A 12,099-nucleotide genomic window follows, 5' to 3' on the forward strand; every position below is an offset into this window, starting at 1 on the left:
GCTCTTCGATGAAACGTTGCCGAGAACAAGCACAACGCTTGGTCAAGGCAATGCCTTCTTTTCATCGACGGAGTACGACCATGAAGTCCAAAATTTTAGCGGCTAAAAAAACCGCTCTAGCCGTTGCACTCGCAACCGGCTTTATCACCACTACCACCGCCCCTGTGCAAGCTGGTATCCCCGTCATCGACGGCGGCAACCTGGCCCAGAACATCATGACGGCCATCGAGTCGGTGGCGCAGACGCTCAAGCAGATTGAGCAGTACCAGACCCAGTTGCAGCAGTACGAAAATCAGCTCCAGAACACGATGGCCCCAGCCGCGTATATCTGGGATCAGGCGCAGACTACGATCAACCGGCTGATTGCCGCGCAAAACACGCTGGCCTATTACGAGAACCAGCTAGGCAGCCTGGATCGTTACCTGGCCAAGTTTCAGGACGTGGCCTATTACCGCAGCTCGCCATGCTTCAACGGCAGCGGCGGATGCACGCCGGCCGAAAAGGCAGCGATGGAAGAGAACCGCCGCCTGGCGTCAGAGTCGCAAAAGAAGGCCAACGATGCCCTGTTCCAGACCGTTGCCGACCAGCAAAAGGCTTTGAAGGATGACGCCCGTACCCTGGAGCGGCTGCAAGGCGCGGCCCAGGGTGCAACTGGCCAGCTACAGGCCATCGGCTACGCCAACCAGCTCGCCAGCCAGCAGGCCAATCAGCTCTTGCAGATTCGCACCATGTTGACCGCCCAACACAACGCGGAGGCAGCCCGGATTGCAGCAGAACTCGATGCCGAGGCGCGAGGTGATGCCAGGGCCGAGCAAATGCGTACCTGGACGTTTCGCCCGAGTCCGGCAGACAACTACTAGGGAGGCGGTGAGATGAAAAAAATCTTTTTTACTACCGCGGCTACGTTGCTGTTGTTGGCTGGATGTGAACAGGAAAGGATGCCCGAACCAAATGCGGCGACGTGTGCCCCCGATGCGTTCCAGGCAGCACTGAATGAAATGCGCAGCGAAGCGAACCGAGAGGCCTTTACCGAGGAATGCAGAGCATTCCAGAAGGCCAAGCAGATGCGTCAGTGGGAGTTCAAGCCCAGCCCTAAAGATGATTATTGAGGTGGTCGCCATGAGAAAGAAAATTGCTCTAGGTGGCTTGATGATGGTCGCCACAATGGTGCTGGCTGAACCTGCAATGGCGCAGGAGCTAAGTAGCAGCGGTGTTATGAATGATGTGCTCAAGCGTTTTCATGATGCTGCCGCAACATGGGGGCCAGCTATTGAGTCCGCTGCATCGCGTTTGTTCTGGACGCTGGTTGTGATTTCGATGGTCTGGACATTCGGCATGATGGCTTTGCGCAAGGCCGACATTGGCGAGTTCTTCGCGGAGTTCGTTCGCTTCACGATCTTCACCGGCTTTTTCTGGTGGTTGCTGACGAATGCGAACCAGGGCATGAATATCGCCGGTACGATTGTTCAGTCATTGCAAACTCTGGGCGCGCAGGCGGGGGGACTTTCCAATAGCAATCTTGGGCCCTCCAGCATCCTTGATCTTGGTTTCGAGTTATACAACCGCACAGTACAGGCCACCTCGGAGCTGGGATGGCGGCAGATGGCAACTGCTCTGGTCATGGAGCTAATGGCCCTGGCTGTTTTGTTTGTCCTGGCGTTGATTGCGGTCAACCTGTTGCTGTTGCTCGCATCAGCCTGGATTCTGTTGTATGCCGGTGTGTTCTTCCTTGGCTTTGGTGGAAGTCGTTGGACTTCCGACATGGCGATCAATTACTACAAGACCGTGCTGGGCCTGGCCGCACAGCTTATGGCAATGGTGCTTCTGGTTGCGATTGGCAAAGAGTTCATCAATCACTACTACACGCAAATCAGCGAGAACATGGCATCCCAGGAACTGGCCGTGATGTTGGTTATATCGGTCATCTTGCTTTTCTTGGTCAACAAAGTTCCGCCGATGATTTCTGGTCTTGTGTCTGGTGGTGGTATTGGCGCAGCCGGTGGAATTGGAAACTTCGGTGCGGGTGCGGCAGTTGGGGCGGCGGTGACGGCGGCCAGTATGGCAACTGGCGGCGCTGCCCTGGCAGGTAAAGCGGTTATGGGTGCCGCAGCCGGTGCAGCCGGAGGTGCAAGTGCACTCCAAGCGGCTTTTCAGAAAGCATCAGCGAGTATGGAAACCGGCGGTGACATGTCCAGCATGGGGTCAGTTGTCAGCAGTGGCGGAAACGGTGGTGGTGAAGCGGGTACTGCTGGCAGTAGCCCATTCGCCCAAGCGGCTGGCTTTGGTGACAGCGGCAGTAGCTCAAGCGGTGGCGGCTTTGCCAAGGCCGCGAAGCTGGCCACAGGCACGGCCTCCGAGTTAGCCAAGGGTGTCGGCTCTCAAGTGAAGCAGGGATTCCAGGAGCGAGTGAGCGAAACCACAGGCGGAAAACTGGCTGCTTCGATACGCGAAAGCATGGAGCCGAAAGAAGCAAGCCAATCTGGCCAGTTCGAGGGCAATAGCTTGGGCGCCGATTCTGGCCCAGATAGTAACGAAGTCAGGAGTTAGCACGATGACGACATCAACATACATGGCCGCATTGGCGGCCCTGGATGAAGCGCCAAGGGAAGAAGTCAGCCAGGTATTTATTTCGCCGCTGGGTGATCAATCGACCGAGGTCGATGCAGAGACAGAAACAGCCGCTTTTGTATCACGGCCAGACCCTATGAGAGAGAGCGAAACTAAGCCGATAAGTATTGAGGTTAATGGCGGCAGGAATGAGCGGTCAGCATTCGCGGAGGCGGCGGGGCTGTACCTGTAGGCGCACCGGGCTGGCCACAACCAGCCCGGCACTTTCAATCAACACCTACTGGAGAGGTGAATTATGACAACACAACATATTATCGAACCAGGGCAAGCAGTGCATCAAGCAGCGGCTATTCTTTCTTCTTTGGAGTACATCAACCAAGCGGAAGCGCGGAGCCTTGGGCCATTGGCCGAAGCCGTCGCTAATGCTTTTATGGTGGTGTACTACCAAGCTGAAACGGGCCGGGCGACACAGGCTGATTTTCAAGAAGCAATGAACGCCTTGCGCCAAGCGTGCAGCTAATGACGAAAGGGCGGCCACTCGAACTGGCCGCCTTTTTCAATCTTCACTGTTTGGCCATTCCCGACCCACAGACGGCGCATCCATCCATTCGCGTTCCTCCGGCGGCAGCGGGTAAGCCCCGGATGCTTCCGCGTCGGCCAGTAGTTCGGCCAGTGTGTAGCGCACCCGACCAGTGGAAACGGCGCGGGCCGGGTCGGCCTTCTCATGCAGCCTGTTCTCTAGGTTCTTTGGGTCTGTCATCGGGCGACCTCAGCAAGCATGGATACTAGGTGTTCCAGGTCAGTGATCGAATGCGCCAGGAAGCGGCCGGCGCGGCAATCTGCAATCATTTCCTCAGTTTTTTCCTACTCATGTTCAACCTCGTTCGTACCAGCTCTTCGAGCGATTCACCACGCGCACGACCAGCAGCATCACCGGCACTTCGACCAGGACGCCGACCACGGTTGCCAATGCAGCGCCGGAGTGCAGACCGAACAAGCTGATGGCGGCCGCCACGGCCAGCTCGAAGAAGTTGCTGGCACCGATCAGGGCCGAAGGACAGGCGACAGAGTGCTTTTCCCCCGCCCGCTTGTTCAGCCAGTAGGCTAACCCGGAATTGAAGAACACTTGAATCAAGATCGGCACGGCTAGCATGGCGATCACTAACGGCTGCCGGATGATGGCCTCGCCCTGGAAGGCGAACAGTAGAACCAACGTCAGCAGCAGCGCGGCCATCGACCACGGCCCGATCTTCTGCATGGCCCGTTCAAAGGCGGCCTGTCCTTGCTTGAGCAGATGCCGCCGCAAGAGCTGCGCCAGGATCACCGGCACGATGATGTAGAGCACGACCGAAATCAGCAGCGTGTCCCAAGGCACCGAGATCGAGGACATGCCCAGCAGCAGGCCGACGATGGGCGCGAAGGCCACGATCATGATGGCGTCGTTCAGAGCCACTTGCGAGAGCGTGAAAAGCGGGTCGCCGTTGGTAAGGCGGCTCCACACGAACACCATTGCCGTGCAGGGCGCGGCGGCCAGCAAGATCAAGCCCGCGATGTAGCTGTCCAGTTGATCGGCCGGCAGGAACGGAGCGAACACTTGTCGGATGAACAGCCACCCCAGCAGGGCCATCGAGAATGGCTTGACGGCCCAATTCACGAACAGCGTGACGCCGATGCCGCGCCAATGCTCTTTGACCTGGTGCAGCGCCCCGAAGTCGATCTTGACCAGCATCGGGACGATCATTACCCAAATCAGCAGGCCCACCGGCAAATTGACCTGGGCCACTTCCATGCGGCCTATGGCCTGGAACACGTCAGGAAGGCCCTGGCCGAGCGCAACACCGGCGACGATGCACAGGGCCACCCACAGCGTCAGGTAACGCTCGAAGCCGCTCATCGGGGCCTGGCGCGGCTTCGCGGCGATGGCCTGTGCGCCGGCGCTCATGCTTCCTGCTCGGTCTTGCCGATGTTCGCCAGCTCGCGCTTGATGGCCGTCTGGTCAAGCATTTTGAGAGGCAGATTCACGAACAGGCGGACGCGGTTCATCATGTGCCGGAAGGTTTGTTCGAAGGCCCGGCGCTTCTCGGCGTCAGTGCCTTCGACGGCGGCCGGGTCTTCAAATCCCCAATGCGCCGAGATCGGCTGACCAGGCCACACCGGACACATTTCGCCGGCGGCGTTGTCGCAGACGGTGATGATGAAGTCCATCTTCGGTGCGTCGGGCGTGGCGTACTCGTCCCAGCTCTTGCTGCGCAGATTCTCGGTCGGGTAATTCACCGACTCCACCTTTTCGACGGCGAAGGGATTGACCTTGCCGGTTGGGTGACTGCCGGCGCTGTAGGCGCGGAAGCGCCCTTGCCCCATCGTGTTGATGAGAGCTTCGGCCATGATGCTGCGCGCCGAATTGCCGGTGCAGAGGATGAGGACGTTATAGATTCTTTCGGTCATGATGTTTCGCTTTCTGGTAGTGGCTGGGGAGCAATGGCGATGGATGAAAGATCGGTGGCCTCGTCGATGACGTGGCCGGCCGCTTTCCGTTCGGAATAGCGGTCTGTCAGTGCTTCACGGTGCGGCCGTACCAGCGCCGTGAAGCGCACCAGTTCTTCCATCACATCGGCTATTCGGTCGTAGTACGGCGAGGGCTTCATGCGGCCCGCCGCGTCGAACTCTTGGAACGCTTTGGCGATACTCGACTGGTTCGGAATGGTGAACATTCGCATCCAGCGGCCGAGCAGACGCAAGGTGTTCACGGCGTTGAAGCTCTGCGAGCCGCCGGATACCTGCATCACGGCCAGGGTGCGGCCTTGGGTCGGCCGGATGCCGGCCATTTCAAGCGGCAGATGGTCAATCTGCGCCTTCATGACACTGGTAATCTGACCGTGGCGTTCCGGGCTGCACCAGACTTGTCCCTCTGACCACTCGGACAGGGCGCGCAGCTCCTTGACGGCCGGGTGATCGTCGCTTTGCACTTGATCGGGCAACGGCAAATCGGACGGGTCGAAGATGCGTGTTTCTGCGCCAAAGAATTGCAGCAGCCGGGCCGCTTCCTCGACGGCCAGCCGTGAGAACGAGCGGGCGCGCAGCGAGCCATACAGCAGCAGGATACGCACCGGCGGGGCGTCGGGTGCCAGCCCGAGCGCCGGGCGCTCGATGGCAAAGGATTTGTCCAAAGCGGGCAAAGAATCGGGGTCGGAAAGATGGCGAAGTCTCATGCCAACACCTTCCCGGCTTCCGTGGTGCAAGACAGGTTGCACACCTGGCCGCCGCAGCAGTTTTCCGTGAGAAAGGCCACCAGGTTAGTGGCCGTCGAAAAGTTCGCCTCGTAGATCACAAATCGGCCTTCTTGCCGCGACGTGACCATGCCGGCGTGTGCCAGCTCTTTCAGGTGGAAGGATAGCGAAGACGGCGGGATGCCGGCCGCTTCGCTGATTTTTCCGGCGGCCATGCCGGCGGGGCCGGCCTGGACGAGAAGCCGGAACACCGCGAGGCGCGATTCTTGAGCGATGGCCGCCAGGGCGGCTACAGCATTTATCGTTTCCATGTTTCAATAATAGTCGAAATATGGAGTGTGCTCAATAGCTCATTTAAGCTGTAAAAATGAGCTAGGCGCATTTAGATCGATATGTGATAAATTGGCCTGCCAGTTTAAGATGGGTGCATTTGAGTATGCCCAAAGGAGCCCGCAAGTATGCGCAGGACGAAGCCAGTAGCCGCGCCGATGGTGGCGCGGGTCTATCTGCGCGTCAGCACCGACGCGCAGGACTTGGAACGCCAAGAGGCGATCACTACGGCCGCGAAGGCCGCCGGCTACTACGTCGCCGGCATCTACCGTGAGAAGGCATCCGGCGCACGCGCCGACCGGCCTGAGCTGCTGCGCATGATCGGCGACCTACAGCCCGGCGAGGTGGTCATTGCCGAGAAGATCGACCGCATCAGCCGCCTACCTTTGCCCGAGGCCGAGCGCCTGGTGGCCTCGATACAGGCCAAAGGCGCACGCCTGGCCGTCCCTGGCGTGGTCGATCTATCCGACCTGGCGGCCGAGGCCCAGGGCGTCGCCAAGATCGTGCTGGAAGCCGTGCAGATCATGCTTTTTCGCCTGGCCTTGCAGATGGCCCGCGACGACTACGAGGACAGGCGCGAACGCCAGCGCCAAGGCATTGAGTTGGCCCGCCAGGCCGGGCGGTACAAGGGCCGCCGTGCTGATCCGAAGCGCCGCGCCCAAGTTGTCGCGCTGCGCAAGTCCGGCTACAGCATCAACAAGACCGCCGAGCTGGCCGGGTACAGTGCGGCCCAGGTGAAACGGATATGGGCCGAGGTCAGCCAGGCCGAAGCGAAGCAGCACGGCGCGTTCGTGGAGGACGCATTGACGGAAGCCGATGCCCTGGCCGCTGTCGGCCAGGATGAGCGCCAGGAGGAAAGGGCATGAAGAAGCCGAACCAAGACGACGAGCCGTTTTTCATCACCGAGGAGATTGCGGCCGAAATGATCGCCGGCGGCTATGAGTTCGAGCTGCCGCCCATTCCTTGCACCATCCGCCTACGCGACGTGCTGGAGCGCATGACCGATGCTGAGCTAGCATTGCAGCCGGGCGAGATCGCCGACCAGGAGCGTGAACGCTGCCGGCGCAAGCCGTGTTCAACCTCATGATCTGGTCATGGTATTTTTCATGGCACTGAGCCTGATAGTTCTTGCAAATTGTTGTCACTAAAGGGTTTTGTGTGCTTGTTTACAATCGAGTGGGAGTGACGGGCACTGGCTGGCAATGTCTAGCAACGGCAGGCATTTCGGCTGAGGGTAAAAGAACTTTCCGCTAAGCGATAGACTGTATGTAAACACAGTATTGCAAGGACGCGGAACATGCCTCATGTGGCGGCCAGGACGGCCAGCCGGGATCGGGATACTGGTCGTTACCAGAGCCACCGACCCGAGCAAACCCTTCTCTATCAGATCGTTGACGAGTATTACCCGGCATTCGCTGCGCTTATGGCAGAGCAGGGAAAGGAATTGCCGGGCTATGTGCAACGGGAATTTGAAGAATTTCTCCAATGCGGGCGGCTGGAGCATGGCTTTCTACGGGTTCGCTGCGAGTCTTGCCACGCCGAGCACCTGGTCGCTTTCAGCTGTAAGCGTCGCGGTTTCTGCCCGAGCTGTGGGGCGCGGCGGATGGCCGAAAGTGCCGCCTTGCTGGTTGATGAAGTACTGCCTGAACAACCCATGCGTCAGTGGGTGTTGAGCTTCCCGTTTCAGCTGCGTTTCCTGTTTGCCAGCCGGCCCGAGATCATGGGGTGGGTGCTGGGCATCGTTTACCGCGTCATTGCCACGCACCTGGTCAAGAAAGCGGGCCATACCCACCAAGTGGCCAAGACGGGCGCGGTCACCCTGATCCAGCGTTTTGGATCGGCGCTCAATCTGAATGTTCACTTCCACATGCTGTTTCTCGACGGTGTGTATGTCGAGCAATCCCACGGCTCAGCGCGTTTCCGCTGGGTCAAGGCGCCGACCAGCCCAGAGCTCACCCAGCTGACGCACACCATCGCCCACCGGGTGGGTCGCTATCTGGAACGGCAAGGCCTGCTGGAACGGGATGTCGAAAACAGCTATCTGGCCTCGGATGCGGTGGATGACGACCCGATGACACCCCTGCTGGGGCACTCGATCACTTACCGTATCGCTGTCGGTTCACAGGCGGGGCGAAAGGTGTTCACTTTGCAAACTCTGCCGACCAGTGGTGATCCGTTCGGTGACGGGATTGGCAAGGTAGCCGGGTCCAGCCTGCACGCCGGCGTGGCGGCCAGGGCCGATGAACGCAAGAAGCTCGAACGGCTGTGCCGGTACATCAGCCGCCCGGCGGTATCCGAGAAGCGGCTGTCGTTAACACGAGGCGGCAACGTGCGCTACCAGCTCAAGACGCCGTACCGGGACGGCACCACGCACGTCATTTTCGAACCATTGGATTTCATTGCAAGGCTGGCCGCCCTGGTACCGAAGCCCAGAGTCAACCTAACCCGCTTCCACGGGGTGTTCGCACCCAACAGTCGGCACCGGGCGTTGGTCACGCCGGCAAAACGGGGCAGGGGCAACAAGGTCAGGGTGGCTGATGAACCGGCAACACCAGCACAACGGCGAGCGTCGATGACATGGGCGCAACGGCTCAAGCGTGTTTTCAATATCGACATCGAGACCTGCAGCGGCTGCGGCGGCGCCATGAAAGTCATCGCCTGCATTGAAGACCCTATAGTGATCAAGCAGATCCTTGATCACCTGAAGCACAAAGCCGAAACCAGCGGGACCAGGGCGTTACCCGAAAGCCGGGCGCCACCGGCTGAGCTGCTCCTGGGTCTGTTTGACTGACGAGCCTGAAGGCCAACGATACCAATCAAAATGCTGCGTTCACAGCGCCGCGGCAGGGATCCGCCGTGCTGGTTGTCGGAAAAGGAGCCGCTAGTGGGAAAGAGGAGGGTAAATTTTCAGCGTTGCTGGCTCCCCGTCAGCCGGATTGGGTTGCATCGCAGGGGTGTCGAAAGAGTCAACTGCGGTCCAAAGCTGTTGGACTTGGGTGAAAAGGGCGTTTATTCTTCCTATACGTTGTCGGCAGCGGGCCAAAAAGGAATACGTCCATGCCCATCGAGGTGAAACCGGCTGTGAGCGCGGGTTCAAGCATATAGCCCGACAGGCGCGTATCCTTGCCGATCACGACACGATGGCGGTGGTCACCGCGACGAAAGACACGGCCAGCCGCCATGCCGACGCGCAAGGCGGTTTCCGCCGTCATCGCGCCTTCGTTGGCTTTGCCACGAATACCGTCTGTGCCGAAATATTTGCGCACCATAAGGTCGATTATCCTGTCGTCGGGTCGCCCTCAAAGGGGACATGCCTGCTGAACCGCGAATATAGAGAAATATCCCGAATGTGCAGTTAACGAATTCTTGCGGTTTCTTTCAGCGCCGCCAATACCGCCAGCCCGTCGCGCAAGGGGCGCGGCTCGTGTGTGCGGATGAAGTCAGCTCCACCTGCGGCGGCGGCAAGCTCTGCAGCGAGTGTCGCGGCCCCGACATCCCCCGGACCACGGCCTGTGAGCGCGCGCAGAAAGGATTTGCGCGAAACAGACAGAAGCACCGGCAAATCGAAGCGCAGCCGCAATTCATCGAACCGCGCCAGCACCGAGAGCGAGGTTTCGGGAGCAGCCCCCAGAAAAAACCCCATGCCGGGATCAAGGACAAGGCGGTTGCGTTTGATACCGGCACCCGTCAGCGCCGCGATGCGCGCGTCAAAGAACGCCGCAATGTGATCCATGATGTCGCCAGCGGGTGCCTCGCGCCGATCTGCCTGCCCGTCTTGCACCGAATGCATAACGACGAGTTTGGCAGATGATTTCGCCAATTGCGGATAGAACGCAGCGTCTGGAAAACCGCGAATATCATTGAGATAGGCCACACCACGCGACAAGGCATAGGCTTGCGTCGCGGGTTGATAACTGTCGAGCGAGACGGGAATGCCATCTGCCTTGAGCGCGTCCAGCACCGGCGCGATACGCGCGATTTCTGTGTCGGACGAAACAGGCGCGGCGTCGGGATTGCTGGATGCCGGACCGAGGTCGATCACATCTGCCCCCTCGGCCATCAGCTTACGCGCCTGCGCAATGGCTGCGTCTGGCGCCAGATACCGGCCTCCATCGGAGAAACTGTCCGAGGTTATGTTGACGATGCCGAAAATGATGAGCGATTTATTCATGGGGGCTTCTATAATAATAATAATCGAGCATGAGTCTCATACGGATGCTCGGGTCGAAAGGGAATCCCCAGGCGAGTAACCTGTTTGCGGTGATCCATTAGCTGCAGGAGCAGAATAGCATACATCTGGAAGCAAAGCCAGGAAAGCGGCCTATGGAGCTGTGCGGCAGCGCTCAGTAGGCAATTTTTCAAAATATTGTTAAGCCTTTTCTGAGCATGGTATTTTTCATGGTATTACCAATTAGCAGGAAAATAAGCCATTGAATATAAAAGATAAAAATGTCTTGTTTACAATAGAGTGGGAGTAATTCAGGGCTTTCGGACAGTACTGCTGTCCGCCTGAATTACGCCAAGGGCTGTGCCCGCGGCAGTGGGTTTTACGAAGCATTACTTCGTGCTTGAATTACGCCATGAGCCCATTTTAAAGCACCGCTTTTAAAATGGGCACAAGGTGCGCGGCAGTTTAGAAGCCCTATTTAAAAAAGAGCGCCTCGGCGCTCTTTTTGTATTTAAACCACCCAGGAAATATTGGACGGGCAGGCCGGTTTTTTCGGTTCGCTCATGCCAATATCATAATGCAGCACACAATTACGGCCATGCTGTTTGGCCGCGTATAAGGCAATATCAGCTTCTTTAATTAATGTGGTTAAATCGGGCTGTTCGGCTTTAAGCTCAGACACGCCAATCGAAACGGTAAAATTCAGGCTGATATTCTGGCCAATATAAATCCGGTGCTGGGCAATTTTGGTTCTTAAACGTTCGGCAATCAGCAGTGCATCCTGCAGACTGGTTTCGGTGAGTAAAGCGGTAAATTCCTCGCCACCAAAACGCGCCAGAATATCCTTGCGCCGCATTTCCTTACGGGCAATATCAGCAATGGTCTGCAGCACCTGATCACCGACATCATGACCATGGGTGTCATTAATCTGCTTGAAATAATCGACATCAAACATCAGCAGGCAGGTCGAAGCATGCTGCGGCCATTCATGTACCTTATGCTCGGCAATATGCACAAACTGGCGGCGGTTGCTGAGCTGGGTCAGCTCGTCGGTATGTGCCAACTCTTGCAGAATATGGAAATTCCAGTCATTTAGCATGGTTCTGAGAAAATTACGCCGTGCATTCAGGGTATTGGTCCAGCTGATATATAAACTGAACAGCCAGATTGGCAGATAGACCAGCGCAAAAATAATGGTTTCAATGGCGCTGGTTAAGTTAGATACGCCTAAAAACACCACAGTACTGATTAAAAACGAGGTATATAGCGCCGGCTTAAAGCGTACCTGAATACACAAATTGGCCAGCACCACAAAAATGACCGAGGCATAGATATAGATATCGATATAGGGGCTGTTCGACAAGGACATCAGATAAAACCACAGGCCGGCACAAACCAGCGTGCCGACCGGTAAAATCTGGTCATGGATCCGGATATCTTTCACATATTTGAACAGGAAATAATTAATGCTGATGGCCAGTACAATCACGATGACTCTGGCGATACCGGAGAGCAGACTGACATCGGGCAGTACAAAATAATCGGCGAAAAAGTACAGTAAAAATGCCAGCTGGCCAATGTGATTGACCTGTTGTAAATACAGCTTCTGGTGAATGGTCTGGAATTTATAAAAATAGTCTTCAAACTGGGGCGGAATACGGGCAGCCGGATCTTGCAGGGCCTGTTCCAGGACCTGACGACTTTCCAGGTCGCACTCTGACGCTTGTAAAATATGTCGATCCGAATCATCGGGTGCAAGATCTGTTGAATTCGTCGACATTCTAATCCGATTTCCCATCTTCATAG

General features: G+C 57.5%; 16 protein-coding genes. 8 read left to right on the plus strand and 8 right to left on the minus strand.

Features of this window, described 5'->3' with window-relative positions; all coding sequences use genetic code 11:
* Nucleotides 1–80: 80 nt before the first annotated feature.
* The 5 genes from trbJ (at nucleotide 81) to F905_RS12630 (ending at nucleotide 3,088) form a co-directional block, all read left to right on the plus strand.
* Complete coding sequence (trbJ, locus tag F905_RS12610; protein ID WP_000836966.1) at nucleotides 81–860, plus strand: P-type conjugative transfer protein TrbJ; 780 nt, start codon at nucleotides 81–83, stop codon at nucleotides 858–860.
* 12 nt (nucleotides 861–872) lie between these two features.
* Nucleotides 873–1,109 carry an entry exclusion lipoprotein TrbK gene (gene trbK / locus F905_RS12615; protein WP_000718002.1) on the plus strand — a complete coding sequence of 79 codons (237 nt, stop codon included), beginning with the start codon at nucleotides 873–875 and terminating at the stop codon, nucleotides 1,107–1,109.
* Nucleotides 1,110–1,119: 10 nt separating this feature from the next.
* Nucleotides 1,120–2,547 carry a P-type conjugative transfer protein TrbL gene (trbL, locus tag F905_RS12620; protein ID WP_001405816.1) on the plus strand — a complete coding sequence of 476 codons (1,428 nt, stop codon included), beginning with the start codon at nucleotides 1,120–1,122 and terminating at the stop codon, nucleotides 2,545–2,547.
* 4 nt (nucleotides 2,548–2,551) lie between these two features.
* Entirely contained in the window at nucleotides 2,552–2,800 is a 249-nt protein-coding gene (locus F905_RS12625) for a hypothetical protein (protein ID WP_000213809.1), read from the plus strand.
* 63 nt (nucleotides 2,801–2,863) lie between these two features.
* On the plus strand, nucleotides 2,864–3,088 hold the full coding sequence (locus F905_RS12630) for a type I toxin-antitoxin system ptaRNA1 family toxin (RefSeq protein WP_000211355.1): 225 nt from the start codon (nucleotides 2,864–2,866) through the stop codon (nucleotides 3,086–3,088).
* A 36-nt stretch (nucleotides 3,089–3,124) separates the two neighbouring features.
* On the opposite strand, the gene F905_RS12635 is transcribed toward F905_RS12630, so the two are convergent.
* The 5 genes from F905_RS12635 to F905_RS12655 form a co-directional block, all read right to left on the minus strand.
* Nucleotides 3,125–3,328 (minus strand): hypothetical protein, encoded by a 204-nt coding sequence (locus tag F905_RS12635; protein WP_000131871.1) that lies wholly within the window; start codon nucleotides 3,326–3,328, stop codon nucleotides 3,125–3,127.
* A gap of 114 nt (nucleotides 3,329–3,442) precedes the next feature.
* Nucleotides 3,443–4,510, minus strand: a complete 1,068-nt coding sequence (arsB, locus tag F905_RS12640; RefSeq protein ID WP_001272375.1) for an ACR3 family arsenite efflux transporter — start codon at nucleotides 4,508–4,510, stop codon at nucleotides 3,443–3,445.
* Nucleotides 4,507–5,013, minus strand: a complete 507-nt coding sequence (locus F905_RS12645) for an arsenate reductase ArsC (protein ID WP_000140066.1) — start codon at nucleotides 5,011–5,013, stop codon at nucleotides 4,507–4,509. The genes arsB and F905_RS12645 overlap by 4 nt, the downstream gene beginning before the upstream one ends.
* Nucleotides 5,010–5,777 carry an arsenical resistance protein ArsH gene (gene arsH, locus F905_RS12650; protein ID WP_001239389.1) on the minus strand — a complete coding sequence of 256 codons (768 nt, stop codon included), beginning with the start codon at nucleotides 5,775–5,777 and terminating at the stop codon, nucleotides 5,010–5,012. Before arsH ends, F905_RS12645 begins: the two co-directional genes overlap by 4 nt.
* Nucleotides 5,774–6,106 (minus strand): ArsR/SmtB family transcription factor, encoded by a 333-nt coding sequence (locus F905_RS12655; protein ID WP_000447876.1) that lies wholly within the window; start codon nucleotides 6,104–6,106, stop codon nucleotides 5,774–5,776. The genes arsH and F905_RS12655 overlap by 4 nt, the downstream gene beginning before the upstream one ends.
* A gap of 147 nt (nucleotides 6,107–6,253) precedes the next feature.
* Between F905_RS12655 and F905_RS12660 the strand changes: the two genes are divergently transcribed.
* From F905_RS12660 to F905_RS12670, 3 genes are all read left to right on the plus strand, one after another.
* Nucleotides 6,254–6,991 (plus strand): recombinase family protein, encoded by a 738-nt coding sequence (locus F905_RS12660; RefSeq protein WP_001366550.1) that lies wholly within the window; start codon nucleotides 6,254–6,256, stop codon nucleotides 6,989–6,991.
* On the plus strand, nucleotides 6,988–7,212 hold the full coding sequence (locus F905_RS12665) for a hypothetical protein (RefSeq protein WP_000743213.1): 225 nt from the start codon (nucleotides 6,988–6,990) through the stop codon (nucleotides 7,210–7,212). Before F905_RS12660 ends, F905_RS12665 begins: the two co-directional genes overlap by 4 nt.
* Nucleotides 7,213–7,422: 210 nt before the next feature.
* Complete coding sequence (locus F905_RS12670) at nucleotides 7,423–8,916, plus strand: IS91-like element ISCR2 family transposase (RefSeq protein WP_001120888.1); 1,494 nt, start codon at nucleotides 7,423–7,425, stop codon at nucleotides 8,914–8,916.
* A gap of 175 nt (nucleotides 8,917–9,091) precedes the next feature.
* Here the strand turns inward: F905_RS12670 and F905_RS12675 are convergent, their stop codons facing one another.
* From F905_RS12675 to F905_RS12685, 3 genes are all read right to left on the minus strand, one after another.
* Complete coding sequence (locus F905_RS12675; protein ID WP_000251875.1) at nucleotides 9,092–9,394, minus strand: phosphoglucosamine mutase; 303 nt, start codon at nucleotides 9,392–9,394, stop codon at nucleotides 9,092–9,094.
* 86 nt (nucleotides 9,395–9,480) lie between these two features.
* Nucleotides 9,481–10,296, minus strand: coding sequence for a sulfonamide-resistant dihydropteroate synthase Sul2 (gene sul2, locus F905_RS12680; protein WP_001043260.1), 816 nt, complete (start codon nucleotides 10,294–10,296; stop codon nucleotides 9,481–9,483).
* 508 nt (nucleotides 10,297–10,804) lie between these two features.
* Nucleotides 10,805–12,073 carry a GGDEF domain-containing protein gene (locus F905_RS12685; protein WP_005181349.1) on the minus strand — a complete coding sequence of 423 codons (1,269 nt, stop codon included), beginning with the start codon at nucleotides 12,071–12,073 and terminating at the stop codon, nucleotides 10,805–10,807.
* Between the last annotated feature and the right edge of the window lie 26 nt (nucleotides 12,074–12,099).

Origin of the sequence: Acinetobacter sp. CIP 53.82 (assembly GCF_000369465.1) — a bacterium.
GTDB lineage: Bacteria > Pseudomonadota > Gammaproteobacteria > Pseudomonadales > Moraxellaceae > Acinetobacter > Acinetobacter indicus.

Excerpts from the sequence above, each read along its gene's own strand:
- trbJ (WP_000836966.1), top strand. The coding sequence starts at position 81 with ATGAAGTCCAAAATTTTAGCGGCTAAAAAAACCGCTCTAGCCGTTGCA.
- F905_RS12625 (WP_000213809.1), top strand. The coding sequence starts at position 2,552 with ATGACGACATCAACATACATGGCCGCATTGGCGGCCCTGGATGAAGCG.
- F905_RS12630 (WP_000211355.1), top strand. The coding sequence starts at position 2,864 with ATGACAACACAACATATTATCGAACCAGGGCAAGCAGTGCATCAAGCA.
- F905_RS12675 (WP_000251875.1), bottom strand. The coding sequence starts at position 9,394 with ATGGTGCGCAAATATTTCGGCACAGACGGTATTCGTGGCAAAGCCAAC.
- F905_RS12635 (WP_000131871.1), bottom strand. The coding sequence starts at position 3,328 with ATGACAGACCCAAAGAACCTAGAGAACAGGCTGCATGAGAAGGCCGAC.
- F905_RS12655 (WP_000447876.1), bottom strand. The coding sequence starts at position 6,106 with ATGGAAACGATAAATGCTGTAGCCGCCCTGGCGGCCATCGCTCAAGAA.
- F905_RS12660 (WP_001366550.1), top strand. The coding sequence starts at position 6,254 with ATGCGCAGGACGAAGCCAGTAGCCGCGCCGATGGTGGCGCGGGTCTAT.
- trbL (WP_001405816.1), top strand. The coding sequence starts at position 1,120 with ATGAGAAAGAAAATTGCTCTAGGTGGCTTGATGATGGTCGCCACAATG.
- sul2 (WP_001043260.1), bottom strand. The coding sequence starts at position 10,296 with ATGAATAAATCGCTCATCATTTTCGGCATCGTCAACATAACCTCGGAC.
- trbK (WP_000718002.1), top strand. The coding sequence starts at position 873 with ATGAAAAAAATCTTTTTTACTACCGCGGCTACGTTGCTGTTGTTGGCT.
- F905_RS12685 (WP_005181349.1), bottom strand. The coding sequence starts at position 12,073 with ATGTCGACGAATTCAACAGATCTTGCACCCGATGATTCGGATCGACAT.
- F905_RS12670 (WP_001120888.1), top strand. The coding sequence starts at position 7,423 with ATGCCTCATGTGGCGGCCAGGACGGCCAGCCGGGATCGGGATACTGGT.
- F905_RS12665 (WP_000743213.1), top strand. The coding sequence starts at position 6,988 with ATGAAGAAGCCGAACCAAGACGACGAGCCGTTTTTCATCACCGAGGAG.
- arsH (WP_001239389.1), bottom strand. The coding sequence starts at position 5,777 with ATGAGACTTCGCCATCTTTCCGACCCCGATTCTTTGCCCGCTTTGGAC.
- arsB (WP_001272375.1), bottom strand. The coding sequence starts at position 4,510 with ATGAGCGCCGGCGCACAGGCCATCGCCGCGAAGCCGCGCCAGGCCCCG.
- F905_RS12645 (WP_000140066.1), bottom strand. The coding sequence starts at position 5,013 with ATGACCGAAAGAATCTATAACGTCCTCATCCTCTGCACCGGCAATTCG.